Below are 24,401 nucleotides of genomic sequence, written 5' to 3' on the forward strand. Positions count from 1 at the left end.
GGTACGGGCGGCAGGTCTGGAGGCCATCCCCCTGCCCCGCTCAGAGTCCGATCCGCAGCGGGGTGAGCCGGGTGGCGATCAGGTTGGTGGCGCCGCGGTCGCGCTCGATGCGGCCGTGGACCAGCAGGCCGGCCCGGTCGAGGGCGGTGCGGCGCTGGGACTCCCAGACCGGGCGGTTGCAGACCACGTTGATCAGGCCGGTCTCGTCCTCCAGGCTGAGGAAGAGCACCCCGCCGGCCGTCGGCGGCCGCTGCCGGTGGGTGACCAGGCCGCCGACCACCACCTCCGATCCCGGTGCCGCGTCCGGGAGTTCGGCGGCGGACAGGGCGCCGCCGCGCTCCAGGCGGGCGCGCAGGTGCTGGAGCGGGTGGCTGGTGGCGGAGGTTCCGGTGGCCCACAGGTCGGCGATGGTCTCCTCGACCGGGCTCATGCCGGGCAGCGGCGGCGCCTCCGTCCCGGGGGTGGTCCCCGGGATCAGTGCGGCCGAGATTCCGGCGAACGCCCCGGCCGCCCAGAGTGCCTGACGTCGCGTCAGCCCGAAACAGCCGAAGGCGCCCGCCGTCGCCAGCGCCTCCAACGCCGGCGCGGGCAGACCGGTGCGGCGCGCGAAGTCCTCCAGGTCGGCGTACGGCTGTCCGGCCGCGATCGCCGCGGCCTGCGGGGCGCCGATGCCGCGCACCGTCTCCAGGCCCAGCCGGATCGCCGGCTGCGGGCGGCCCGCGGTCAGCGGCGGCTCCGGCGTCGGCCCCCGGTGCGGATCCAGGGTGGGGCGCGGCGCGCTGGCGTTGACATCCACCCCGCGCACCCGCACGCCGTGCCGCCGGGCGTCCGCGACCAGGCTCAGCGGCGAGTAGAAGCCCATCGGCTGGTTGGCCAGCAGGGCGCAGGTGAAGGCCGCCGGGAAGTGGTACTTGAGCCAGGCGCTGGCGTACACCAGGTAGGCGAAGCTGATCGCGTGGCTCTCCGGGAAGCCGTAGTTGGAGAACGCCTCGATCTTGCCGTAGACGTCCTCGGCGACCTCCTCGGGGATGCCGCGCTCGGCCATCCCGCCGAGCAGCCGCTCGCGCAGCCGGGCGACCCGCTCGTGCGAGCGCTTGGCGCCCATCGCCTGCCGCAGCCGGTCCGCCTCGGCGGGCGTGAACCCGGCGCAGTCGATGGCGAGTTGCATCATCTGCTCCTGGAACAGCGGCACCCCGAGGGTCTTGCCGAGCGCGTTCTCCATCAGCGGGTGCGGGCAGCCGGCCGGTTCTGCGCCCGCCCGGCGGCGCAGGTACGGGTGGACGGAGCCGCCCTGGATCGGGCCGGGCCGGATCAGCGCGACCTCGACCACCAGGTCGTAGAAGTGGTCCGGCTTGAGCCGGGGCAGCGTCGCCATCTGGGCCCGCGACTCGACCTGGAACACGCCGACGGTGTCCGCCCGGCGCAGCATCGCGTACACGCCCGCGTCGCCGTCCGGGATGGTGGCCAGGTCGTAGCGCAGGCCGTGGTGCTCGGCGACCAGGTCGCAGGCGTCGTGCAGCGCGGCGAGCATGCCGAGGCCGAGCAGGTCGATCTTCACCAGCCCGGCGCCGGCCGTGGACTCCTTGTCCCACTGCAGCACCGAGCGCCCGGGCATCCGGGCCCACTCGGTCGGGCAGATCTCGCCGATCGGCTCCCTGGTGAGCACCATGCCGCCCGAGTGGATGCCCAGGTGGCGTGGCAGGCCGTGGAGTTGGCCGGCGAGCGAGAGCACGTCGGCGGGGATCACGGCGTCCGCGCCGGGCGCGGAGCGGAAGTCGGTCTGCCGGCTGAACGCGTCCACCTGGCCCTGCGGGTAGCCGAGCACCCTGGCCGCGTCGCGGATCGCCAGCCGGGGCCGGTAGGTGATCACGTTGGCGACCTGCGCGGCGTGCTCGCGGCCGTAGCGGCGGTAGACGTACTGGATGACCTCCTCGCGGCGGCGGTTCTCGATGTCCAGGTCGATGTCGGGCGGCCCGTCCCGGGCGGTGGACAGAAAGCGTTCGAACAGCAGCTTGTAGTGGACCGGGTCGACGGCGGTGATCCCCAGGGCGTAGCAGACCGCCGAGTTGGCGGCCGAGCCGCGGCCCTGGCACCAGATGTCCTGGCTCCGGCAGAAGTCGACGATGTCGTGCACGATCAGGAAGTAGCCCGCCAGGTCGAGGTCCTCGATGACGTCCAGTTCCAGGGCGAGCTGGCGTCGGGCGGCCGCGTTGCCGGGCCCGAAGCGGGCCGGGCCGTCGGCGGCGACCAGGGCGCGCAGGTGGCTGATCTCGCTCTCGCCCTCCGGGACGGGGAAGCCCGGGAGCTCCGGGTCCAGCCTGGTGAAGTCGAAGGCGCAGGAACGGCCGAGTTCGGCGGTGGCCCGCCGCACCCCCGGGAAGCGGGCCAGCCGGGCGGCCATCTCCCGGCCGGAGCGCAGGTGCGCGGTGCCCGCGGCCCGCGTCCAGCCGACCGCGTCCTGGAGGGTGCGGCGCCCGTGCAGCGCGGCCAGGCTCTGCGCCAGCCGGCCCTGGGCCGGGCCGGCGTGGTGGGCGTTGGTGGAGGCGACCACCGGGAGGCCCTGCTCGGCGGCGAGCGCGGCGAGGGCGTCATTGCGTCGGTCGTCGCCGGGAAGCCACTGGTCGATCAGCTCCACGTGGACGTTGTCACGGCCGAACGCCTCGGTCAGGGTGTGGAGTTGGTGCCCGGCCGTGCCGTCGTCGAGTCTCGCCGGGACGCGGCCGAGGCGGCAGCCGGTGAGCACCGCCCAGTGCCCGTCGTGCGCCCCGGCCAGCGCCGCGAGGTCGTACGACGGGCGGCCCTTCGCGCCGCCGGCCAGGTGGGCGGCGGCGATCGCGGCGGACAGCCGGCGGTAGCCGGCCGGGTCGCGGGCCAGGACCAGCAAGTGTTCCACCTCTGAACTGCCATGACGGATCGTCAGTTCGGCGCCGAACGCGGTGGCCACGCCCGTCCCCCGGGCCGCCTCGGCCAGCCGGACCGCGCCGTACAGGCCGTCGTGGTCGGTGATCGCCAGCGTCTCCACGCCCAGCCGGGCCGCCTCGGCGACCAGGTCCTCCGGGTCGCTGGCGCCGTCGAGGAAGCTGAAGGCGGAGTGGACGTGCAGTTCGGCCCAGGGCTCGCCGCCGGCGACGGGGGCTCCGGCGACGGGGGCTCCGGCGGCGGGGGCTCCGGCGGCGGGGGCTCCAAGGGTTCCGGGGGTTCCGGGGGCGGGCTCCTGCCGGGCGGGGCGGCGCAGGGGGACGACCGTACGGTCCGGCGCGGCGCCGGTCAGGCGGCGGTGCAGCTCGCTCCAGGGGAGGGTGGGGTGGCTGGTGAAGCCCATCGGGGGTCGCCTTCGTTCTCGCGGTTCGTCACCTCTTCCCCCCTCGGACCCCCTCGGTTCCCTCCTCGGGCCGGCGGCCGTCAGTCGTAGCCGGCCTCCAGATACCACGCACCCCCCTCCACCGTGAGCAGCAGCGCCCGGCCACCGCCCAGCACGACCTGGAACCGGGCCCGGCGGCGGGCGAGCGACTGGTCCCACCAGTACTCGACCGCCGGCCAGGGGCCGGTCCAGCCGTCCACCCGCTCCTGTCGCTCCTGTCGCTCCTGTCGCCCCTGCTGCCCCTGCTTCTCACGACCCGACCGGCCCTCGTGGAACACCACCAGGGCCGGCCGGGCCGACACCCCCGCCCGGCCGTCCACCGTGACCGGCAGCCCGGCCTCGTCCAGCACCCGCACCGGCACCGGCTCCCGCAGCACCACCGCCGGCCACACGTCCGGCAGCCGCCCGGGCCAGGGCGCGTCGGCCGCCCCCGCCGCCTCGTACGGCTCGCCCCACGGCACCCTGACCGCCTGCTCGCCCGGACCGCGCCCGCCGGCCGGCTCGATCCGGCGCAGCCCGGCATGCCCGAGCACCGCCTGCACCCGGGCCACCGCGCGCTCCACCCGGTCGTCCGCGACCGCCTGGCCCCACAGCGCCAACTGACGGCCCTGGTCCGGGGAGAGGCCGTCGGGGGCCAGCCGGAGCAGGGCGAACCCGGCGTCGGGCGCCTCCCCGGACGCGGCGAACGTGCCCGCGCCCTGCCAGGCCTGGAGCTGCCAGCGGACCCGCTCGGCCAGCGCCGTCGCGGACAGCCCGCCCTCGTGCCGCCACAGCCGCGAGGCCGTCCGCCCGTCCGCGCAGGCCACCTCGACGGCCACCCGGCGGCAGGTCAGCCCGGCCCCGGCCAGCCGCTGGTGCAGCTGCTCGGCCAGCGTGCGGGCGACGAACACCAGCGGCTCCGCCAGCGGCTCGGGCGGGTCGAAGCGCTGCTCGACGGCGAGGTCCGGCTCCTGGTCGCGCGGCACCAGCGGGCGCGGTTGCAAGCCCCGGGCCAGCCGGTGCGCCACCGCCCCGGCCGGGCCGAAGCGGTCCGCGACCGCCTCGGGCGGCAGCGCGGCGAACGCCCCGACGGTCGGCAGGCCGAGCCGCCCCAGCACCTCCGCCAGCGCCTCGTCGCCGAGCACGCCCACCGGGTACGGCGCGAGGAACTCCGCCGTCCGCCCGGCCGGCACCAGCACTCCGGCGCGGGCGGCGAGCACGGCGGCGAACAGGCCGTCGGCGACGCCGACCTGGGCGGGCGGGGGCAGGGGGTGCTCCGTCGCGGCAGGGGTGGCGTCCGTACCGGGGGCGGCGTCCGGGACCGGCTCCCGCGCCAGCGCGTCCGCCACCGCCGTCCGGACCTTGGCCGCCAGCGCCTCCTCGCCGCCGAAGTAGCGGCCCGGCCCCTTCACCGGGATCGCGCACAGGCCCGGGCGGACCACCTCCACCCGGGGCGTGAACGCCTCCACCGCCGCGACCACCGGCTCGAAGCGGCCGGTCTCCGCCTCCGGGTCGCGGTCGCGCAGTTCCAGCGCCGGGCAGAGCCGCTGGGCCAGCTTGAGCCGCTGCCCCTGCCGCACCCCGGCCGCCCGGGCACCCGCCGAGCAGGCGAGGATCCGCCCGCCCTCGGTCACCGCCACCGGGTCGTCGCCGGTGACGGCCGCCACCGGCCAGTCCGGGCACCAGACCACCAGCACCCGCGGTGTCCTGTCGTCCGCCATCGCTCACACCACCGCCACCCGTTCGAGCGGCTGCTCGACGGCCCCGGGCCGCTCCGGCACTGGACGCTCCAGGGCCGGTCCGTCCAGGAGCGGCCGTACCGCGCCGTGCTCGTCCGGCAGCCAGAGCCGGGCGGTCCGCCCGCGCACCGCCGAACCGCGCCCCTCGGCCACCACCTCCACCTGCCGCCCGGCGAGCTGCCCGTAACCGTCCCCCAGCCCGAACCAGCGCCCGGACCGCACCCCGAGCCGCAGGGCCGCCCCCGGCCACGGCCCGGCCACCAGCAGCACGCAGCCGCTGCGGCGCAGCACCGCCGCCAGCCGGGTGGCCAGCTTCGGCGGCACCGGGCCGTCCGGGCGCAGCATGACCAGTTCGACCGCGCCGGCCAGCACCGACACCACCTCGGCCCAGTGCGGCCCCGGGTCGTCCGCGACCAGCAGCCGCCGCAGGTCCAGCCCGTACCCCTCGGCCGCGGCCAGCCCCAGGTCCGGCAGCCCGACGGCCGCCGCCCAGCCGCCCTCGGTCTCCTTCACCCCGGCCGCCAGCGCCAGCAGCAGCCCGGTGTCCCCGCCCGCCACCGACACCGCCGTCCCCCGCCGCAGCCCGCCGTCCGGCAGCACCTCCCGCAGCGCCGGCACCACCGGCACCACCGGCACCACGCCCCGCCCGGCCCGCCCTTCCGCCGGCACGGCGGCCGACGCCACCGGCCGGAGCGTCGGTCGCTCGGCGATGGAATCGAAAGCAGGTCCGAAAACGGACACAACCCCAGGATCGAACATTCGTTCGCAAAGATTCAAGTCCACACCCTCCCCACCCCACCCGTCACACTCCGTAGTCCCCCCTTGCCAACCCCTGGGGTGCCCGGAAAACGGTGGACAGGTCAGACGCGATCAACACCGCCCCCGGCGACGCGGCCTGGTGGCAGGCCCACCACGCCCGCGTGGAGCGGGCCGCCCGGGAGGCCGGCGGGCTCGTCTGACCGGCCCGGTACGACTGGAGCCCTGCGGTGGCTTGCCGCCGCTGGTGTCGGATGGGGCGGCTAGGGTCTGGGGGCAAGGGTCGGGGTGGCGGAGGGCGGGGGACGTGGGGGACGCGGGGTGTGCGCGGGTGGCGGCGGACGGGTTGCCGAGCGGGGTGGTGCATCCGGGGAGCCGGGAGTTCCTGATCCGGGAGGGGCTGCCGCTCTCGGGGGCGTTCCTGGACTTCGGGGTGCTCGGCGGCGGGGCGTTGGCGCCGCTGCCGGAGGCGGAGCGGCTGTTCGTCCTGGGTGAGACGGAGTACTGCGCGCCGTTCGCCGCGGCCGGCGTCCTGGTGCTGCTCGACGGAACGACCGGCGAGGTGTTCCTCGGCGAACCGGGCCCGCGGCGGGACCTGCTGGCCTCCGGTCTGCCCGCGCTGGCCGGGCTGGTGCGGGAGGTGGAGGCGGTCGCCGAGGCGGCCCGGCGGGCGGACGCGCTGGACGGGCGGCGCGGCCCCGCGGCGGTCGCCGAGGTGACGGCCGGGGCCGAACGGCGGATGCGGGAGATCGACCCCGGGCTGTTCGGGCGGTCCGCGACACCGCCCGCCCACTGGGGCACGGCGCTGCTCGTGCGAACACTGGGCTGGGGCGCGCTGCCGGGCGGTCCGGGCGGTCCGGCGTACGAGGTCGGCCCGGAGCTGGTGGCGGAGCTCGCCGCGCTGACGGGCGAGGAGGACGGCGCGGGCCTGGTGCACCGCTACCGGGCGCAGGAACTGCCCGCCGGGCTGGTGCACGAGCCGACCCGGCGGCTGCTGACCGAGATCGGGCTGCCGCTGGGCGGGGCGATGTTCGGGGTCTGCGAGGAGCCGCTGGTCACGATGGCGGAGGCGTACCCGGAGTACTTCGACGGCGAGGAGGAGCGCCCGTACCAGCGGGAGTTCCTGGCGCTCGGGGACTGGCCGACGGATCTGACGATCGCCCTGGACGGTGTCACCGGCCGCCTGGAACTGCCGGACTGGTACGACGACGGCCAGCCGGAGGCCTACCTCAACCGCGACCTGTCCGCCCTGCTGTACGCGCTGTGGACGTACGGGCGGCTGCGCGCCGAGTGGGAGCGCTGGGACTGCGGGCGGGGCCGGGACACCTGGGCGGTGTTCGACCCGCAGTCGCTGCTGAGCACCGTGGTGGACCGGCTCGTCGAGGCCGTCGACCCGGAGGCGTTCGCCTCGCCCGGGTGCTCGTGGCGGCTGCTCGCCGAGGACGCGCACATGGGCGGCCTGCTCGGGTGATCACGGGGCGCCCCGGACGGTGCGCCGGTACGCTGCCCCGGTGACGAACATCCGTACGGCGACCGGGCGACGGCGGGCGGTGCTGCTCACCTTCGGCGCCGTCCTGTCCCTCGCGGCGGCGGGCTCGCTGTACGGGCTGCTGTACGTGCGCTCACTGGACTTCGGCGAGCGCTGCGAGCAGGGCCTGGTACCCGGCGGCGGACGCCTGCTGGAGACGGGCGCGTCCTGGCTGCCGCCGGACGCCTGGTGCCGGTTCGAGGACGGGAGCATGTCCACCACGCCGTTCTGGGCGCTGCTGCTGTTCTACGCCCTGCTGACCCTGGCCGTCTGGTCGGTGACCGCGCTGCTGCGGATCTACCGCCCGCGCCCGCACCTGGGGCTGGACTGGCAGCCGGGGCACGGGCCGGGCTGGTAGGTCTCAGGACTGTCGGGGCTGGGCGGGGAGTTGGGCGGGGACCTGCGCGGGGGTCCCTCGACCGGTTCCAACCCCGGGGCGGTCTCGGGGGCTTGAAGCTGCCGCAGCGTCAGCTTCTACCGTCGTGACCAGGGCCGGAGGAACCGGCCCTGGTCCAAGCGAACGTGAACGAGGGAGACGGCGCATGGCAGCGGCCTGGCCGATCGCGGAAGTCGTCCGGATGTCGGGCGTGACCGCCCGGACCCTGCGGCACTACGACGAGATCGGGCTGCTGCCCCCGGCCCGGATCGGCTCCAACGGCCACCGCTACTACGAGGAGCGGCAGTTGCTCCAGCTGCAACAGATCCTCGTACTGCGGGCGCTGGGGGTCGGGCTGACCGGGATCGCCCGGATCCTGGGCGACCAGGTGGACGAGCTGGAGGCCCTGCGGGACCACCGGCACCGGCTGCTCGCCGAGCGCGACCGGCTGGACACCCTGGCCGCCACCGTCTCCCGCACGATCGCCGACCTGGAACGTTCCCGAGAGGACGGCACACCCATGACCAGCATCAACCGACCGGAGAACCTGTTCGAGGGCATCCAGCCCGGCGACGTCGAGGAGAGCCTGCGGGACTTCCCCGAGCACGCCGAGGCGGCGCGGCGCGCCACCGCCGCGATGAGCCAGGCCGACGTCGAGGCCGGACAGCGCGAGCGGACGGCACGGATGATCCGCCTGGCGGAGCTGCTGGCGGCCGGCCACCCGGCGGACGCCGAGCCCGTGCAGAACCACATCGACGCCGAGTACCAGGCGCTCGGCGCGCTCCGGACGGTCTCCGTCGAGGAGTTCCGCGCGATCGCACGCTCCTGCACCGAGAACGCCCGGTGGAGCGCCGCGTACGAGGCCATCACCCCGGGCCTGGCCGCGTACCAGCGGGCCGCCCTGGAGGCGTACGCGGCGGCGCGGCTGGCCTGAGTGACGGCGGGGCGGGGCGGGCCTTCCCTACCGCCCCGCCCCGCCGTCACCCCTTTCCACCCCCTGAAGGGCCACCGCCAAGTGAGAGGCCGCCCTCCGCCGCAAGGGGCTCGCCCGCTCCGGTCAAGGTCATCTACGCTGGTGACGTGCTCATCCTTGTTCGCCGTCGCCACGTGGACCTGCTCCGCGTGACAAGCATGTCCTGTCGACGCTCCAGCTGAACCTCGCGCCACCCACCCTCAAGGGCAGCCTCCACCCGGCCGCCTCCACCTCCCGGCTCCCGGAGCACCCGCCGCACCAGGCGGCCGCTCCGGCCATCCCCCGGTCGATCACCGGGACCGGCCGGGACGAGACCAGCGGATGTCACACATGTCGCAGCAGTACACCCCCATATCCGACTCCCTCCCGGTGATCGACCTCTCGCTCGCCGACGGCGGCCCGGACGACCGCCGCCGGCTGCACGACGAACTCCGTGCCGCGGCCACCGGCGTCGGGTTCTTCCAGCTCGTCGGCCACGGCATCACCCCGCAGGAGACGGCCGCGCTCACCGACGCGATGCGCGCCTTCTTCGCCCTCCCCGAGGCCGACCGGCTCGCCGTGAGCAACCTCAACTCCCCCCACTACCGCGGCTACACCCGCACCGGCGACGAGCGCACCGGCGGCAGCCAGGACTGGCGCGACCAGCTGGACATCGGCGCCGAGCTGCCCCCGCACGTCCCCGGCACCGGCGAGCCCCCGTACTGGTGGCTGGAGGGCCCCAACCAGTGGCCCGCGGCGCTCCCCGAGCTGCGCACCGCCGCGCTCGGCTGGATCGACCACCTCAGCGACACCGCCCGCCGGCTGCTGCACGAGCTCCTCACCGCGATCGGCGCCCGCCCCGACTTCTACGACGAGGCCTTCGCCGGCCACCCCCACCTGCGGCTCAAGCTGGTCCGCTACCCCGGCACCGCTCCGGACGGCGCCGGCCAGGGCGTCGGCGCCCACAAGGACTACGGCTTCATCACGCTGCTGCTCCAGGACACCGTCGGCGGCCTCCAGGTGGAGCGCCCGGACGGCACCTTCCTGGAGGTCCCGCCGATGCCGGGCGCCTTCGTCGTCAACCTCGGCGAACTGCTGGAGGTGGCCACCGACGGCTACCTCAAGGCCACCAACCACCGTGTGGTCAGCCCGGTCGGCGCCCGCGAGCGCTTCTCCGTCCCGTTCTTCTACAACCCCCGTCTCGACGCCCACATCGAGCCGCTGGACTTCCCACTCGCCCGGCACGCCCCCGGCGCCACCGAGGATCCGGACAACCCGCTGTTCGCCGAGTTCGGCCTCAACGAGTGGAAGGGCTACACGAGGGCCCATCCCGAGGTCACCCGCCGCCACCACGCCGACCTGGCCGACGCCGCCGCCCGGTAGCCGCACGCCGCGGAGGCCGGGACCAGTCGCGCCGCAGCGCAGGAGCAGTACCGGTCAAGCAGTACCGGTCAGAGCACGCTCCGGCCGGAACCGGCGCCGCCAGAGGCACCAGCACCCCGAGTCCGCCCCCGCCGCTCCCCAGCGGCGGGGGCGGACTCACGTGCGCGGCAAGCCTCCGCCGGTGGGGCAGCCTGTGGACCAGGGGGACGGGCACTGTCACACTACTGCTGTCACAGTGGAAGTGTGCCAGTGCAGGAGGCGGCAGATGGGGGAGCTCGGGGCCGTGGGAGACGGGGGCGGTGTGCGGCTGACGGTCGACGAACTGGCGGCGCGGGCCGGGGTGACGGTCCGGACGGTGCGGTTCTACGGGACGAAGGGCCTGCTGCCGCCGCCGGAGTTGGGGCCGCGCCGGGTCGGGCTGTACGGGGCGACGCACCTGGACCGGCTGGAGCTGATCGAGGAGTTGCAGCGTCAGGGGCTGACGTTGGCCGCGATCGAGCGGTACCTGGCCCGGCTGCCGGAGGACAGCACGCCGCTGGACCTGGCGATCCACCGGGCGCTGGTGGCGTCCTGGACGCCCGAGGCGGCGGAGGAACTGGGCCGGGCCCAGTTGGAGCGGCGGGCCGGTCGGGGGCTGTCGGAGGAACAGGTGGAACGCCTGGTCGCGATGGGGGCGTTGGAGCGGACGGCCGATCCGGAGCTGTTCCGGGTGGATCCGGGCCTGCTGCCGCTGGGGGTGCGGATCCTGGACGTGCCGATCCCGCTGGAGACGCTGCTGGCCGCGCGGGCGGTGGTGCTGGAGCACAGCCGGGCGACGGCCCGGGAGTTGCAGCGGCTGTTCCGGGAGACGGTGTGGCGGCCCTACCGGGAGAGCGAGCCGGCGCCGGACGAGCTGGCCCGGATGAGGGCGCTGACGGACCACATCCAGCCGATGGTGGCGCAGGCACTGGTCACGGCGTTCCAGCGCTCGCTGCGGGAGGAACTCGGCGAGGAGCTGCGGGAGGACCCGACGGGGAGCTGAGCGGGGACCTGGGCGGGGAACCGCGGGAGGAACCGCGGGAGGAACCGCGGGAGGAGCCGGGTGGGGCCGTCCGGCACCCGGCCCCACACGCTCGGGACTGACGGTCAGTCGGTGAAGGTGCGCCCCTCCGCCGCGATCCGCTCCAGCAGCGCCGGCGGCGCGAACCGTTCGCCGTAGGCGGCGGCGAGTTCGCGGGCGCGGGCCGCGAAGCCGGCCGGGCCGCCCTCGTACCCGTTGATGTACTGGAACACGCCGCCCGTCCAGGCCGGGAAGCCGATGCCCAGGATGGAGCCCACGTTGGCGTCGGCGACCGAGGTCAGCACGCCCTCCTCCAGGCAGCGCACCGAGTCCAGCGCCTCGCTGAACAGCATCCGCTCCTTCAGGTCCTCGAAGGGGAGGTCCTCGAAGGGACCGTCCGCGGCCGGCTCGCCGAAGTGCTCGCGCAGCCCCGGCCAGAGCCGCCCGCGCTTGCCGTCCTCGCCGTACTCGTAGAAGCCGGCGCCGCCGCTGCGCCCGGGGCGGCCGAACTCGTCGACCATCCGGTCGACCACCGCGTCGGCCGGGTGGGGCGTCCAGCCGCCGCCGGCGGCCTCGACCGCGCGCCGGTACTCGTCGCGGATCTTGCGCGGCAGGGTGAGGGTGAGCTCGTCCATCAGCGAGAGCACCTTGGCCGGGTAGCCGGCCTGGGCGGCGGCCTGCTCGATGCTGGCCGGGGGGACGCCCTCGCCGACCATGGCGACGCCCTCGTTGAGGAACTGGCCGATGACCCGCGAGGTGAAGAAGCCCCGCGAGTCGTTGACCACGATCGGGGTCCGGTCGATCTGCCGGACCAGGTCGAAGGCACGGGCGAGGGCCTCGTCGCCGGTCTGCGGGCCGCGAATGATCTCGACCAGGCGCATCTTGTCCACCGGGGAGAAGAAGTGCAGCCCGATGAAGTCCGCGGTGCGCTCGACTCCTTCGGCGAGCAGCCCGATCGGCAGGGTGGAGGTGTTGGAGCAGAGCAGCGCGTCGGGGGCGAGGACGCCCTCGACCTCCTGGAACACCTTGTGCTTGAGCTCGGTGTTCTCGAAGACGGCCTCGATCACCGCGTCGCAGCCGGCGAGGTCCGCGGCCTCGGCGGTGGGGGTGATCCGGGCGAGCAGCGCGTCCTTCTTGGCCTCGGTGGAGCGGCCGCGGGCGATCGCCTTGTCCAACAGCCCGGCGGAGTAGGCCTTGCCGCGTTCGGCGGCGGCCGTGCTCACGTCCTTGAGCACGACCTCGATGCCCGCCTTGGCGCAGGTGTAGGCGATGCCCGCGCCCATCATCCCGGCGCCGAGCACGGCGACCTTGCGGACGAGTCGCTTCTCGACGCCCTGGGGGCGGCCGGCGCCGGAGTTGACCGCCTGGAGGTCGAAGAACAGCGCCTGGATCATGTTCTTGCTGGTCTGTCCGCAGGCGAGCTCGGTGAAGTAGCGGGTCTCGATCGCCATCGCGGTGTCGATGTCGACCTGGGCGCTCTCCACGGCGGCGGCCAGGATGTTGCGCGGGGCCGGGTAGGGCGCGCCGTTCAGCTGCTTGCGCAGGTTGGCCGGGAAGGCGGGCAGGTTGGCGGCGAACGCCGGGGTCGCGGGGGTGCCGCCGGGGATCTTGTGGCCCTTGACGTCCCAGGGCTGGACGGCGGTCGGGTTGGCCTCGATCCAGGCCCGCGCCCGGGCGGTCAACTCCTCCGGGGTGGCGACGAGTTCGTGGACCAGCCCGTGCTCCAGGGCCTGCGCCGGGCGGTACTGGCGGCCCTCCAGGAGGAACTTCAGCAGGGCGTCGGTGATGCCGAACAGCCGCACCGTGCGGACCACTCCGCCGCCGCCCGGCAGCAGGCCGAGGGTGACCTCGGGCAGGCCGAGCCGGCTGGCCGGGTTGTCCAGGGCGATCCGGTGGTGGCAGGCGAGGGCGATCTCCAGGCCGCCGCCGAGCGCGCTGCCGTTGACGGCGGCGACGACCGGCTTGCCGAGGGTCTCCAGCCTGCGCAGCGCGCGCTTGATCCGCTGGGACTTCTCGAAGACGGCGGCGGCGTCCTCGGGGCGGGCGGCGGAGAGCAGCCGGAGGTCTCCCCCGGCGAAGAAGGTCTTCTTCCCGGAGGTGACGACGACGCCGCGCAGCCCGTCGGCGGCGGCGAGGCCGGCCAGCCGGTCGACGACGGCGTCGAGGTCGGCGGTGAAGGCCTCGTTCATGGTGTTGACGGACTGGGTCGGGTCGTCGAGGACGAGGGTGACCACGCCGTCCTGGTCCTGCTCCCAGCGGATGGTGGTGGTGTCGCTCATGAGTTCAGGGTCTCCGAGGGGATCCGAGGGACAGTGGGTCAGATGCGCTCGACGATGGTGGCGACGCCCATGCCGCCGCCCACGCACAGGGTGATCAGGCCGTAGCGCAGGTCGCGCCGCTCCAACTCGTCGATCACGGTGCCGAGCAGCATCGCGCCGGTGGCGCCGAGCGGGTGGCCGAGGGCGATCGCGCCGCCGTTGACGTTGACCTGCTCGGGCCGGAAGCCCAGTTCGCGGATGAAGCGCAGGGCGACCGCCGCGAAGGCCTCGTTGATCTCGACCAGGTCGATGTCGGCGGCGGTGAGCCCGGCCTTGGCGAGCGCCTTGCGGGTGGCCGGGGCGGGGCCGGTGAGCATGATGGTGGGCTCGGAGCCGGAGACGGCGGCGGAGACGATCCGGGCGCGCGGGCGCAGCCCGTACCGCTCGCCGATCTCCCGGCTGCCGATGGCGACGAGCGCGGCGCCGTCGACGATGCCGGAGGAGTTGCCGGCGTGGTGGACGTGGTCGATGGCCTCCACCCAGTGGTACTTCTGCAGGGCGACGGCGTCGAAGCCGCCGGCCTCGCCGATGCCGGCGAAGGAGGGCTTGAGGCCGGCCAGGGTCTCGACGGTGGTGCCGGGGCGGATGAACTCGTCGCGCTCCAGCACGACCAGGCCGTTGCGGTCGCGGACCGGGACCACCGAGCGGTCGAACAGGCCGTCCGCCTGCGCCTTGGCGGCGCGGGCCTGGGATTCGGCGGCGAAGGCGTCCACGTCGGTGCGGGAGAAGCCCTCGATGGTGGCGATCAGGTCGGCGCCGATGCCCTGCGGGACGAAGTTGGTCTCGTACGCGGTCATCGGGTCCGCGAACCAGGCGCCGCCGTCGGAGGCCATCTTGACCCGGGACATCGACTCGACGCCGCCGGCCAGGACGAGGTCCTCCCAGCCCGAACGGACCTTGGCGGCGGCCAGGTTGACGGCCTCCAGGCCGGAGGCGCAGAAGCGGTTCTCCTGGACGCCGGCCACCGTGTCGGGCAGGCCGGCCGCGATGGCCGCGATCCGGGCGATGTCGGAGCCCTGGTCGCCGACCGGGCTGACCACGCCGAGCACGATGTCGTCGATCGCCGCCGGGTCCAACTCGGGGTGCCGGTTGCGCAGTTCGTGGATCAGGCCGACGACGAGGTCGATCGGCTTGGTGCCGTGCAGCGAGCCGGTGGCCTTGCCCCGGCCGCGCGGGGTGCGGATCGCGTCGTAGACGTACGCTTCGGTGGTCACGGTCAAACGCCTTTCGGGGCAGGGGGTTTCGCGGGAGGTCTCAGCCGAGGACGGACCGGCCGACGATCTCCTTCATGATCTCGGTGGTGCCGCCGTAGATGGTCTGGATCCGGCCGTCGGTGAACGCCCGGGCGACCGGGAACTCGCTCATGTACCCGTAGCCGCCGTGCAGTTGGAGGCAGCGGTCGGCGGTGCGCTTCTGCAGTTCGGTGGCCCACCACTTGGCCATCGAGGCGTCCACCGGGGTGAGCGCGTAGCGGTTGTGCTCGGTGATGCAGCGGTCGACGAAGGCCCGGGTGACGGCGCACTCGGTGGCGAGTTCGGCGATCTCGAAGCGCACGTGCTGGAGCTTGGCCAGCGGGCGGCCGAAGGCCTCGCGCTGCTTGACGTAGTCGGTGGTGATCTCGACCAGGTACTCGGCGCCGGCGATCGCCGCGGCCGCGATGGTCAGCCGCTCCTGGGCGAGGTTCTGCATCAGGTGGACGAAGCCGCCGTTGAGCTCGCCGAGCAGGTTCGCCTTCGGCACCCGGACGTCCTCGAAGAACAACTCGGCGGTGTCCTGGGCCTTCTGGCCGATCTTGTCCAGGTTGCGGCCGCGCTCGAAGCCGGGCGTGCCGCGCTCGACCACCAGCAGGCTCAGCCCGTGCGCGCCGCCCTCGGGGGTGGTGCGGGCGACCACGACCACCAGGTCGGCGAGGATGCCGTTGGAGATGAAGGTCTTGGCGCCGTTGAGCAGGTAGTGGTCGCCCCGGTCGACGGCCTGGGTGCGGATGCCCTGGAGGTCGGAGCCGGTGCCGGGCTCGGTCATCGCGATCGCGGTGATCAGCTCGCCGCTGCAGAAGCCGGGCAGCCAGCGGCGCTTCTGCTCCTCGGTGGCGAGCGAGGTGAGGTAGGGGCCGATGATGTCGTTGTGCAGGCCGATGGCCAGCCCGGAGGCGCCGGCCCGGGCGAACTCCTCGGCCAGCACGGCGGCGTAGCGGAAGTCCGGGGCGCCCCCGCCGCCGTACTCCTCGGGGACGGCCATCCCGAGCAGGCCCTGGCGGCCGGCCGCCAGCCAGGCGGAGCGGTCGACGATGCCGGCCTTCTCCCAGCGGTCGTAGTGCGGCAGCACCTCCTTGGCGAGGAAGGCCCGCACGGCGGCCCGGAAGTCCTCGTGCTGCTCGGTGAAGATCTCGCGCTGCAACGCTACGCTCCTTGTCCTGCATCGGAGTTGTCGGAGTCGAGGGACGGGACGGCCCAGTCGCGGGCCACTTCGGCGGTGTCCGCGCCCGGCCGGGCCGGCGGGCGGCGCAGCGTGCCGGGGGTGGCGGAGAAGCGCGGGGCCGGGGCGGGCTGGGTGACACCGCCCGCCTCGACATAGGTGCCGCGCGCCAGCAGATGCTCCTCCCGCGCGGCCTGACGCATCGTCAGAACCGGCTCCACGCAGGCGTCGGACCCGGCGAAGACGGCCTCCCACTCGGCCCTGGTCCGGGTGGCGAAGCGGTCGGCGATCAGGGCCCGCAGCTCGGGCCAGCGGGCCAGGTCGTACTGCCCGGGCGCCTGCGGGCCGAGGTCCAGCAGCCGGGCGAACTCGGCGTAGAACTGCGGCTCCAGCGCCCCCACGGCCAGGTGCCCGCCGTCGGCCGCCCGGTAGACCGCGTAGAACGGCGCGCCGCCGTCCAGCAGGTTGGCGCCCCGGCGGTCCTGCCAGTGGCCGGCCGCGAGCAGCCCCCACAGCATGCTGGACAGGTGCGCCGCGCCGTCCACGATCGCGGCGTCGACGACCTGGCCGGCGCCGGTGCTCCTGGCGTGGTGCAGCCCGGCGAGCAGGCCGACGACCAGGTAGAGCGAGCCGCCCGCGTAGTCGCCCAGCAGGTTGGCCGGGATGCCGGGCGCCTCCTCGGGCCCGCCCGGCCCCGCGACCAGGCCGAGCACCCCGGCCACCGCCGCGTACCCGAGGTCGTGTCCGGCGCCGGCGGCGCGCGGCCCCTGCTGCCCCCACCCGGTCATCCGCCCGTACACCAGCGCCGGGTTGCGGGCCAGGCAGTGCTGCGGCCCGACCCCGAGCCGCTCCGCGACCCCGGGCCGGTAGCCCTCGATCAGCAGGTCCGCGCGCTCGACCAGGTCCAGCACCAGGCCGGGCCCCGCCGGGGACTTGAGGTCGACCAGCACCGACCGCTTGTTCCGGTTGGTCACGTCGTACGCCGGATCGATGCCCAGCGGTGACGGATCCGGCCGGTCCACCCGCACCACGTCGGCGCCCAGGTCGGCCAGCAGCATCGCCGCGAACGGCCCCGGCCCGATCCCCGCGAGCTCGACCACCCGCACCCCCGCCAACGGGCCGGGGCCGGCGGCCGTGGCACCCGGCGCACTGCTCGTGTCACGCACTGGCTGCAGAACCCTTCTGGGTTTGACAGTAAAGCTGTAACACCCGTGATGATAGAGAAGCGACCCGCCGGTAACAAGACCTCCTCCCCCATCCACCCGCCGTGCGACCGCGAACACGCAGGGTGCGTCAGTGCACTGACGGAGGGTCCCTGTACCGTCGTCATGCCACAGGGGGGATCGACCCCTTCTCGACGAGAAGGAGTTCCACACACATGGTTAGCCCGTACTTCACCACCGGGCCGGTCGCGCCGGCCTCGGATCCGGCGCCCGGCCCGACCAGGACCGCGCCGTACGCCCCACCCGTCCAGTCCGGCGGCGGCAACGCGCCCGCGCCCGTCCTCGCCCCGGGCCCGGTGACCACCCGGCTGGACGTCCCGCACGAGCTCAACGCCTCGGCCGGGATGGCCCGACAGATCGCCACCGACCTCGACAGCGCGAACGGCAAGGCCGGGCCCGGCGCACACAGCCTCACCGAGTACGCGAGCACCGCGTCGACCAGGATCCGCGGCTTCTCCTTCGGCGGCGCCCTCACCGGCTGCACCGAGCGCTGGATGCAGCAGTGCAAGGCCCTGCACGACACGCTCGGCAAGGCCGCCGGCAACCTCGACCGGACCCAGCAGTCCTACAGCGCCAACGAGGCCGCGACCGCCGCCGACCTCCGCGCGGGCCGCTAGATCCTGTCCGGCGCCAGAAGAACAGCAGTTGGAAGACCAGAAGGGGGAAACCGGACACATGGTGTCCTTCAAGGAACTGCACGAGGCCGACTTCTCCGGGATCACCGACGCCGCCGAAGCCTGGGCCGGCGTCGCCAAAGCCCTCACCTCGCTGGACGGCCGGGTCGCCAAGGACCTCACCAGCACCGCGCAGCGGGCCGGCTGGAAGGGCGCGGCGGCCGACGACGCGACCAAGGCGCTCCAGGCCGTCGACGGCGACTTCAAGCAGGCCTCGGCCGTCGCCACCGCCCTCGCCGCGATCATGAAGACCGCCGCCGAGGACTTCGCCGCCGCCCGCCGCGACCTCGACACGGCGATCCACGACGCCCAGGGCGACAACATGACCGTCGCCGCGGACGGCCAGGTCAACTGGACCCTGCCGAAGGAGGCGAGGAACGACCCCGACGGCGCGAAGCTGGCTCAGGCACTCGCGGCCAAGGCCGAGGCCATCGCGGCCCGGCTGACGAAGGCCGTCGAGAAGGCCGACTCCGCCGACCAGCGGGCCACCGCCGCGCTCCAGGGCGACATCGGCACCAGCACCACGGCCTTCAACCCCACGCCCTACGGCGGCGGCCCGGTCGCCGACGCCAACCGGGCCAAGGACCTGATGGCCAAGGCCGGCAGCCTCAGCGATCCGCAGCTGAAGCAGCTGCAGGACATCATGGCCGCCAACGCGGGCAACAAGGACTTCTCCACCACGCTGCTCAACGGCCTCGACTACGGCGGGAAGACCGGCCCGGATGCCCTGCTGGAGTACAGCAAGGTCTACGACGGCCTCGCCCACGGCAACCACAACGCCAAGGGCTACCAGGACGTCTACGGCAACCTGTCGGTGGTGCTCGCCACGGCCACCCATGACGGCGGAATGGGCCAGGCCTGGGAGGACGGCCTGCTGGCCGCCGCCCGCCGCCCGGGAGGCTCCGCGGCGGGGTTCAACGACAACTACCCGGCGCTGACGGCGCTGATGGGGGCGAAGGGGACGTACGACAAGGCGTTCCTGCTCAAGGTCGGCAACGACCTGGTCGACTACGAGCGCACCAGCAAGACCAAGGGCGAGGACCTCTGGGGCCGCAACTGGGAGACCCTGGCCGACCAGACCGACCCCATGGGCGGTCTGATGAAGGCTCTGAGCCGCACCCCCGAGGCGTCGAAGGACTTCCTCGACCCCGGGAAGAGCAAGAACCTGGACTACCTGCTGCACGACCGGAAGTGGCCCTTCCAGGGAAACGAGCAGAACCTCGACAGCGGCCTCGCCCGCAACACCTCCCGCGCCGCGTTCGGTGACGCCCTGGAGGCCGCCACGACAGGTCGGGACCCCCATGGCAACCAGCCTCCGGCCCGCCCGCACGACGCGGCGATGGCGCGCATCATGTCCGAGGCCATCACCTCGTTCGGCGGCGACACCGCAGGTCACGCGACCGAACTGCCGTCCGTGATGCGCCGTCCGCTCGCCAACATGATCGCCGACTACGCGCCCGACACGTACGAGGTCCTCGGGAAGAAGCTCGGCGGACACTCCGAGACCAGCGGACTGGCCATCGACCGGGACCAGATGATCCGAGCCATCCGAGGAGTGGCCGAGGACCCGGAGGCGTTCCAGACCATCCACTACGCCGAGAGCCAGGAACTGGCCCGGCGGCTCGACACCTTCCCGACCGATGCGTTCGGTCCGGACAGCGCCGGGCGCCCCAACCCCAGGATCGAGGGGTTCGTCCACGAGGCCGGACAGGTCCTGGGCGTCCTCAGCGGCACCCAGTCGGATGTCATCACCCACCACCACGACGACGCGGTGTTCAAGAACAACTGGGCGGCGAAGGTGAACTACCACCTCATCGGCACTCCGCTGACCCCCATCCCGGTCGTGGGGGACTACGTCCAGCGGCTCGTCGACGTCGGCACGTCGGAATGGGCGAACGGGCTCAACGCCGAGGAGGACAAGTCAGCGCAGGAGCAGATGGCGAAGATGTTCTCCGCAGGTGAGAACCAACTCGACACCATGATCAGGAAGCGGGCCGAACTGGCCGGCCTCACCGACAAGCAGATCGGCGACAGCAGCGGCGTGATGCAGAACCTGCTGTTCCAGGTGTCCAGCAGTTACAGCACCGGGGTCAACGGGACCTACCGCAATGCGCTGGGCGGACGCTGAGAGGGCGATATGAAGCAGGCAACGCAACAAGCGGACGAGGAGCCCGGGCACACGCAGGGCATGGGCAAGCGCCTGGACGCCGCGCTGACTGCGCGCGGGTTCACCACCTGGCGGCTGCGAGTGCGGGCAGCAGCGGTGCTGTCCGTCTTCGTGGTGGGGGTGTCGTGGTTCCTGCTGTACCGGCTGACGAACGTCGGCGGGCCGGACAGCGTGTGCGACGGGGCGGCCACGGCGGGCCAGGTACACGATGTGCTGGGGTCCGGGCGGATCAGTGAACACAAGAGCGAGAAGCACTCGACGATGGCGGCTTCCTCCGGCTACAGCTGCTCCGCCACGGTCAGCTCCGGTCTGTTCGAGACGGCCAAGAAGACCGTGTGGTTCACCATCGCACTCGACACCAAGGGCCCGCACGACCTGGCCGCCCCGGATGCCCGACTGTTCTCCGGCGGCTCGGTCGGCTCGGTGACCTCTCAAAAGGCGTGGGCCCTGCTCCCCGAGGGGTGCGACAAGGGTCTGCGCGCCGAGGTGGAGACCGTCGAGGAGGGCCGGGACGAGACCAGGGCCCGGCTGGCCGTGGCCTTCGCCAACAGGGCCGCCAAGGCGAACCGGTGCGCGGACCAGAAGCTGCCGATGCCGAAGAGCCTGTCGGCCAAGGGGGCCGAGGCGGCGCCGAACTGGGCCGAGCTCTGCGGCCTGCCCGGGTTCGCGCCCGCGAAGGACCCCGAGGCCCAATGGCCGTACCAGCAGCAGGTGACCACCGCGTCCGACCCGATCTGGTCCTGCACGATCACCAGGCGGTCATTGGGCACTCTGCCGCAGACCTTCGCGATCACGACGGAGCCACGGACCACCGCCCTGGACCAGAAGGAAGGCGCACGTCCGTCCGAATTCGGGCGGGCCCATCAGATCGGCAAGGAAACACCCGCCGAGCTGGTCGTCACCTGCCACGGCCGGGACGTCTTCTTCTCCGTCGACGGCGGGTACGAACCCACCCTCGACAAGCACTACTTGTTCCCCGACCAGATGGACCTGATGCGCCAGTTCCTCACCGCCGGGGGCAAGGCGATCGGGTGTGAGCCGATCCTGTAGCCGGGGCGGGTGGGCGGAAATGGTCGGGCGGCTGTCGGGGTAATGACCTAAGGTGCGGTAGACCTATTACGCACGACACGGGGGAAGCGCCATGACCACCACCGAACACGCCACCGGACACGCCACCGGACCCGCCGCCCGCACGATCGTCACCGCCTCCGAGCGGCTGGTCCTCGGCCGGCCCCAGGAGGGGGACGTGGAGGCGGTGTTCGCGATCCACGGGGATCCGGAGACCAACCGCTACAACCCCAACGGGCCCCACCGGGACCGGGCGGCGAGCCGGGAGATGCTGGACGGCTTCGTCGCCGACTGGGCGCGGGACGGGGTGGGGTACTGCACCGTGTCCACCCGGGCGGAGCCGGAGGCGGTCATCGGGTTCGCCGGGCTCTACCTGCACACGCTGGACGGCGAGCGGGTGTTCAACCTCTACTACCGTTTCCGGCCGTCCGCCTGGGGTCTGGGCTACGCCGCCGAGGCGGCCCGGGCGGCGATGGCGGAGGCGCTGCCGCGCTTCCCCGGCGTGCCGGTGGTCGCCCTGATCCACGCGGACAACGTGCCGTCCCGCCGGCTCGCCGAGCGGCTCGGGCTGCTGCCGGACCCGGACGGCCGCACCGACGACGAGGACCGGCTGATCCACCGGACGGCCTGAGCCCAGAGGCCGGGCAGGCGGGCAGGCGGGCAGACAGGCGAAAGGCCTGCGGGCGGGCCTCAGAACCAGGGGGCGGCGGCCGTGGTCAGGGCCCGCAGGGCCTCGGTGAGGGCCGTCGCGGCCCCGAGGGCGCCGGTGAGCGTGAACACGGCGCGCCTGACGCGGCCGCCGTCCCGTTGCTGGTCCTCAGGGGCGGCTGCCGCCAGCTCGTCGAGCGCCTGCCCGGCCACCTCCGCGGCGGCGGGCGGCAGTTCGTCCGGGGCGAGCGCCCGCAGCCGCTCGCGCAGCGCTTCCACCGCCGTGAGCAGGGCGCGCAGTTCGGGTGCCTCGCCCGGGGTGGGGGCGGTCTGCGGGTGGGTGTACTCGGCGCGGGCGTGGCTGCCGCTCTGCACGATGCCCGTGACGTTGCCGGTGATGCTGATCCCGTGGCCGTCGCCGTTCACACTGCTCCCCTGTTCCTGGTGCCGCTTGTTCCTGGTGCCGTTCAGTCCTGCCGGGTGCCGCCGACGCGCGGCGCCGGGGTGGTGAGCGTCCGGTACGAGGCGCTGGCCGCGTCCCCGCTCTGCACGACGCCGTGGACGTCTCCGTGCACCTGCACGCCGTTGTTGATCACCACGTGCTGCAACTGCTCCGCCCCGTCCGTCCGGTAGCCGTGGTCGCGCAGGCAGTCGCCGACGGCCGACACGATCCGGGCCCTGACGCACTTCACGTACCGCTGGACGTCCATCTCCTGGAACAGTTGCTGGTACGCGCGCTCCGCACCCAGCTCCCGGACGGACAGCGTGGGGCCGTGGTCGACCAGCCGGTTCTCCCGGCACATCCGGGCGTAGCGGAGCGCGTTGCGCCCGACGGCCCGCCGGCTGCGCGCGGCGCGGCGCAGCACGCCGACCGAGCCCGCCACCAGAGCGGGCAGCGCCGCCAGGGACGCCGCGCAGAGGCCGAGCCAGTCACCGAGATCGGCGGGCGGTGCCGCGGTGTCGATCGCGTGGTAGGCGCGCGCGATCGGCGGCAGCACGAAGGCCCTGCTCTCCAGGAACAGCTGTCCGCCCTGGAGTTGGGCACGTACGAACACGGTGACGACGATCTCCTCGCGCCAGCCCGCGATCCGCACCGCCAGGTAGTGCCGCAGCCGTTCCTCGGCGGCGAGGTCGACGCTCTCCACCCACCAGTGCTCCGGGTCCGGCCCGCCCCCGTTCGGCGCGGCGGCGCAGTGGGCCGCGTACGGGGCGAGGGCGGCGAACGCGGTGCCGGGGCCGTGGCCGCACCAGTCGGCGGCGGGGCCGAGGCGCTTGCCGCTCTTGAACACGAGGTCGTGCACGGCGATCCCGTGCAGGCGGTCGCCCGGGTAGGCGGGTGTGGCGGTGGCGCCGAGGCGGGCGAGTTCGGTGCGCAGCCGGGCGTGGACGGCCGGGACGGTCAACGCCTGTGCGGTGGAGTCCGGTTCGGCCTTGGCCACCTCGGGCAGCAGGTCGTCGGCGAAGGACCAGTGGTCGATCTCGATCCCGGCGCCGACGAAGGGCGCGTAGTCGCTGTAGACGACGTCGGGGTCGGCCTGCTGCCGCGCGAGCCGCTCGTACAGGTCCTTGCGGAGGGGGTCCTCGGGGGTGGCGGCCCGGCCGGTGCCGAGCTCGTACAGCGTCTGTTCGAGCCGCCGCCGGCCGGCCAGGGACGCCGCGAACCAGACGGCGAGCAGGGCGGCGATCCAGTGCCACCCGAGCACCTCGACCGCGACGAGCAGGCAGCCGACGGCCAGCCAGGTGCCGCTCCGGCGGCGCCGGGGCCGGTCGGACCGGATCAGCCAGGCCGCCACGAACACCAGGGGGACGGCCAGTTGCAGCAGCCAGAGCCGCACCAGCACGTCGAGCGCGTGCGGCACGCCGGCCTGACCGGACGCCACGAGGGAGACGACGACGCACACCACGAGCACGGGCAGCACGGCCGCGGCCAGCAGGACCAGCACCGCCCGCCCCACCGCCTGCCGCCGGGCCGCGTAGCACTCCTTGAGCACCGCCGCCAGGTCGACGCCGGGGGTCGGCGGCGGTACCCGGTACGGGTGTTCGGCGAGTTCCTCGATCACCGCGTCCCGGAAGGCCGGGTCGAGGTGCGCCCCCGCCCGCAGGTAGGCGGTGGCGTCGCCGCGCGGCGCACCGGCCTGGGCCTGGATGAGCTGCTGCAGCGGGTCGGGCGCCGCCGGGGCGACCGGTGGCAGGGGCGGGTGCGGGTACCGGGGCGGCGGTACCGGTACGGACGGTTCGGCCATGGCGGTGTCCTCTCCCGTCCACCTGCGCGTCTCGTGAGGCGTGTGCCCGGGTCAACGACGCTCCCCCGGCCCGGGAGGATGGTCGCAGGGCAAGATCCCCCTGGAGGGGGAGCGGGAGCGTTCGCCGGGTTGACGCGTCGGCCCGGGTGGCGACGGGACCGTGGACGGCATGAGGACCAGGGAGGACGCGCGGCGCCGACCGGGCTGCTGCCGGCCCTGGCGGCGGGCGCGGTGGCACCGGGAGGACCGATTCCCCGGCTGGATGCTCACCGGCCCGGCGCTGGGCCTCGCCCTCCTGCTGCTGATCGTCGCCACTCGCCGAGCTGGGCGCCCGCGACCGCACCCGGGCGGTGATCGCGGTGTACGAGTCGGGCTTCGTCCTGCCGGGTCGAGCCGAGGGGGGCTCAGGGGGCTCTGGCGCCCCAGGGGTCGGCGGCGCCGCGGAGTCCGGCGGGTCCGGCGAGACCGGCCCCGAGCAGGACCGTTTCTTCCGTCCCGCCGCTACCTGCGAGTAGAGTGCGATCTTCCCCCT

General features: G+C 74.1%; 18 protein-coding genes and 1 pseudogene. 10 read left to right on the forward strand and 9 right to left on the reverse strand.

The features are described 5' to 3' along the window. Nucleotides 1-40: 40 nt before the first annotated feature. From ACIQVZ_RS30820 to ACIQVZ_RS30830, 3 genes are all read right to left on the reverse strand, one after another. Nucleotides 41-3,322: an error-prone DNA polymerase gene (locus tag ACIQVZ_RS30820; protein ID WP_402454398.1), complete on the reverse strand. Its 3,282-nt coding sequence runs from the start codon at nt 3,320-3,322 to the stop codon at nt 41-43. 80 nt (nt 3,323-3,402) lie between these two features. Beyond that, nucleotides 3,403-5,061 (reverse strand): DNA polymerase Y family protein, encoded by a 1,659-nt coding sequence (locus tag ACIQVZ_RS30825; RefSeq protein ID WP_402454401.1) that lies wholly within the window; start codon nt 5,059-5,061, stop codon nt 3,403-3,405. A gap of 3 nt (nt 5,062-5,064) precedes the next feature. Further along, nucleotides 5,065-5,763: a hypothetical protein gene (locus ACIQVZ_RS30830; RefSeq protein ID WP_402454403.1), complete on the reverse strand. Its 699-nt coding sequence runs from the start codon at nt 5,761-5,763 to the stop codon at nt 5,065-5,067. A gap of 319 nt (nt 5,764-6,082) precedes the next feature. Here ACIQVZ_RS30830 and ACIQVZ_RS30835 point away from each other — a divergent pair, with 319 nt between their 5' ends. The 5 genes from ACIQVZ_RS30835 (at nt 6,083) to ACIQVZ_RS30855 (ending at nt 11,095) form a co-directional block, all read left to right on the forward strand. Further along, nucleotides 6,083-7,306, forward strand: a complete 1,224-nt coding sequence (locus ACIQVZ_RS30835) for an SUKH-4 family immunity protein (RefSeq protein WP_402454404.1) — start codon at nt 6,083-6,085, stop codon at nt 7,304-7,306. Nucleotides 7,307-7,346: 40 nt separating this feature from the next. Beyond that, nucleotides 7,347-7,721 carry a hypothetical protein gene (locus ACIQVZ_RS30840; RefSeq protein WP_350884532.1) on the forward strand — a complete coding sequence of 125 codons (375 nt, stop codon included), beginning with the start codon at nt 7,347-7,349 and terminating at the stop codon, nt 7,719-7,721. 184 nt (nt 7,722-7,905) lie between these two features. Continuing rightward, nucleotides 7,906-8,673 carry a MerR family transcriptional regulator gene (locus tag ACIQVZ_RS30845; protein WP_402454406.1) on the forward strand — a complete coding sequence of 256 codons (768 nt, stop codon included), beginning with the start codon at nt 7,906-7,908 and terminating at the stop codon, nt 8,671-8,673. A gap of 369 nt (nt 8,674-9,042) precedes the next feature. After that, a complete protein-coding gene (locus ACIQVZ_RS30850) occupies nt 9,043-10,074 on the forward strand; it encodes an isopenicillin N synthase family dioxygenase (RefSeq protein WP_402454408.1) in 1,032 nt (343 codons plus the stop codon). A gap of 265 nt (nt 10,075-10,339) precedes the next feature. Next, nucleotides 10,340-11,095 (forward strand): MerR family transcriptional regulator, encoded by a 756-nt coding sequence (locus ACIQVZ_RS30855; RefSeq protein ID WP_350884538.1) that lies wholly within the window; start codon nt 10,340-10,342, stop codon nt 11,093-11,095. A gap of 104 nt (nt 11,096-11,199) precedes the next feature. Here the strand turns inward: ACIQVZ_RS30855 and ACIQVZ_RS30860 are convergent, their stop codons facing one another. From ACIQVZ_RS30860 to ACIQVZ_RS30875, 4 genes are read right to left on the reverse strand one after another with little or no spacing between them, the layout of a single operon-like run. Further along, the gene (locus ACIQVZ_RS30860; protein WP_402454410.1) at nt 11,200-13,392 is read right to left on the reverse strand and encodes a 3-hydroxyacyl-CoA dehydrogenase NAD-binding domain-containing protein; all 2,193 of its coding nucleotides are present in this window, start codon (nt 13,390-13,392) and stop codon (nt 11,200-11,202) included. Between the two features lie 38 nt (nt 13,393-13,430). Continuing rightward, nucleotides 13,431-14,645 (reverse strand): acetyl-CoA C-acetyltransferase, encoded by a 1,215-nt coding sequence (locus ACIQVZ_RS30865; RefSeq protein WP_350884542.1) that lies wholly within the window; start codon nt 14,643-14,645, stop codon nt 13,431-13,433. Between the two features lie 40 nt (nt 14,646-14,685). Further along, a complete protein-coding gene (locus ACIQVZ_RS30870) occupies nt 14,686-15,828 on the reverse strand; it encodes an acyl-CoA dehydrogenase family protein (protein ID WP_371516393.1) in 1,143 nt (380 codons plus the stop codon). 2 nt (nt 15,829-15,830) lie between these two features. Beyond that, on the reverse strand, nt 15,831-17,012 hold the full coding sequence (locus ACIQVZ_RS30875) for a CaiB/BaiF CoA transferase family protein (protein ID WP_402454412.1): 1,182 nt from the start codon (nt 17,010-17,012) through the stop codon (nt 15,831-15,833). A 212-nt stretch (nt 17,013-17,224) separates the two neighbouring features. Between ACIQVZ_RS30875 and ACIQVZ_RS30880 the strand changes: the two genes are divergently transcribed. From ACIQVZ_RS30880 to ACIQVZ_RS30895, 4 genes are all read left to right on the forward strand, one after another. Next, nucleotides 17,225-17,686: a hypothetical protein gene (locus tag ACIQVZ_RS30880; protein WP_402454414.1), complete on the forward strand. Its 462-nt coding sequence runs from the start codon at nt 17,225-17,227 to the stop codon at nt 17,684-17,686. 58 nt (nt 17,687-17,744) lie between these two features. Beyond that, nucleotides 17,745-19,871, forward strand: coding sequence for a hypothetical protein (locus ACIQVZ_RS30885; RefSeq protein WP_402454415.1), 2,127 nt, complete (start codon nt 17,745-17,747; stop codon nt 19,869-19,871). A 9-nt stretch (nt 19,872-19,880) separates the two neighbouring features. Further along, nucleotides 19,881-20,960, forward strand: coding sequence for a hypothetical protein (locus ACIQVZ_RS30890; RefSeq protein WP_402454417.1), 1,080 nt, complete (start codon nt 19,881-19,883; stop codon nt 20,958-20,960). A 91-nt stretch (nt 20,961-21,051) separates the two neighbouring features. Continuing rightward, nucleotides 21,052-21,609, forward strand: a complete 558-nt coding sequence (locus ACIQVZ_RS30895; protein WP_402454419.1) for a GNAT family N-acetyltransferase — start codon at nt 21,052-21,054, stop codon at nt 21,607-21,609. A 59-nt stretch (nt 21,610-21,668) separates the two neighbouring features. On the opposite strand, the gene ACIQVZ_RS30900 is transcribed toward ACIQVZ_RS30895, so the two are convergent. Continuing rightward, entirely contained in the window at nt 21,669-22,052 is a 384-nt protein-coding gene (locus ACIQVZ_RS30900; protein WP_402454422.1) for a DUF5955 family protein, read from the reverse strand. 41 nt (nt 22,053-22,093) lie between these two features. Next, nucleotides 22,094-23,869 carry a hypothetical protein gene (locus tag ACIQVZ_RS30905; protein WP_402454423.1) on the reverse strand — a complete coding sequence of 592 codons (1,776 nt, stop codon included), beginning with the start codon at nt 23,867-23,869 and terminating at the stop codon, nt 22,094-22,096. 305 nt (nt 23,870-24,174) lie between these two features. Between ACIQVZ_RS30905 and ACIQVZ_RS30910 the strand changes: the two are divergent. After that, nucleotides 24,175-24,258, forward strand: a pseudogene (locus tag ACIQVZ_RS30910) (DNA-binding response regulator); the annotation flags it as partial. Nucleotides 24,259-24,401: the final 143 nt, after the last annotated feature.

Source organism: Kitasatospora sp. NPDC098663 (assembly GCF_044760075.1).
In the GTDB taxonomy this organism is placed as follows: Bacteria; Actinomycetota; Actinomycetes; order Streptomycetales; family Streptomycetaceae; genus Kitasatospora.

What these genes read in the sequence shown, in the direction of transcription:
- ACIQVZ_RS30880 (WP_402454414.1), top strand. Translation starts at nt 17,225, where the DNA reads ATGGTTAGCCCGTACTTCACCACCGGGCCGGTCGCGCCGGCCTCGGAT.
- ACIQVZ_RS30855 (WP_350884538.1), top strand. Translation starts at nt 10,340, where the DNA reads ATGGGGGAGCTCGGGGCCGTGGGAGACGGGGGCGGTGTGCGGCTGACG.
- ACIQVZ_RS30895 (WP_402454419.1), top strand. Translation starts at nt 21,052, where the DNA reads ATGACCACCACCGAACACGCCACCGGACACGCCACCGGACCCGCCGCC.
- ACIQVZ_RS30885 (WP_402454415.1), top strand. Translation starts at nt 17,745, where the DNA reads ATGGTGTCCTTCAAGGAACTGCACGAGGCCGACTTCTCCGGGATCACC.
- ACIQVZ_RS30860 (WP_402454410.1), bottom strand. Translation starts at nt 13,392, where the DNA reads ATGAGCGACACCACCACCATCCGCTGGGAGCAGGACCAGGACGGCGTG.
- ACIQVZ_RS30820 (WP_402454398.1), bottom strand. Translation starts at nt 3,322, where the DNA reads ATGGGCTTCACCAGCCACCCCACCCTCCCCTGGAGCGAGCTGCACCGC.
- ACIQVZ_RS30845 (WP_402454406.1), top strand. Translation starts at nt 7,906, where the DNA reads ATGGCAGCGGCCTGGCCGATCGCGGAAGTCGTCCGGATGTCGGGCGTG.
- ACIQVZ_RS30905 (WP_402454423.1), bottom strand. Translation starts at nt 23,869, where the DNA reads ATGGCCGAACCGTCCGTACCGGTACCGCCGCCCCGGTACCCGCACCCG.
- ACIQVZ_RS30825 (WP_402454401.1), bottom strand. Translation starts at nt 5,061, where the DNA reads ATGGCGGACGACAGGACACCGCGGGTGCTGGTGGTCTGGTGCCCGGAC.
- ACIQVZ_RS30850 (WP_402454408.1), top strand. Translation starts at nt 9,043, where the DNA reads ATGTCGCAGCAGTACACCCCCATATCCGACTCCCTCCCGGTGATCGAC.
- ACIQVZ_RS30890 (WP_402454417.1), top strand. Translation starts at nt 19,881, where the DNA reads ATGAAGCAGGCAACGCAACAAGCGGACGAGGAGCCCGGGCACACGCAG.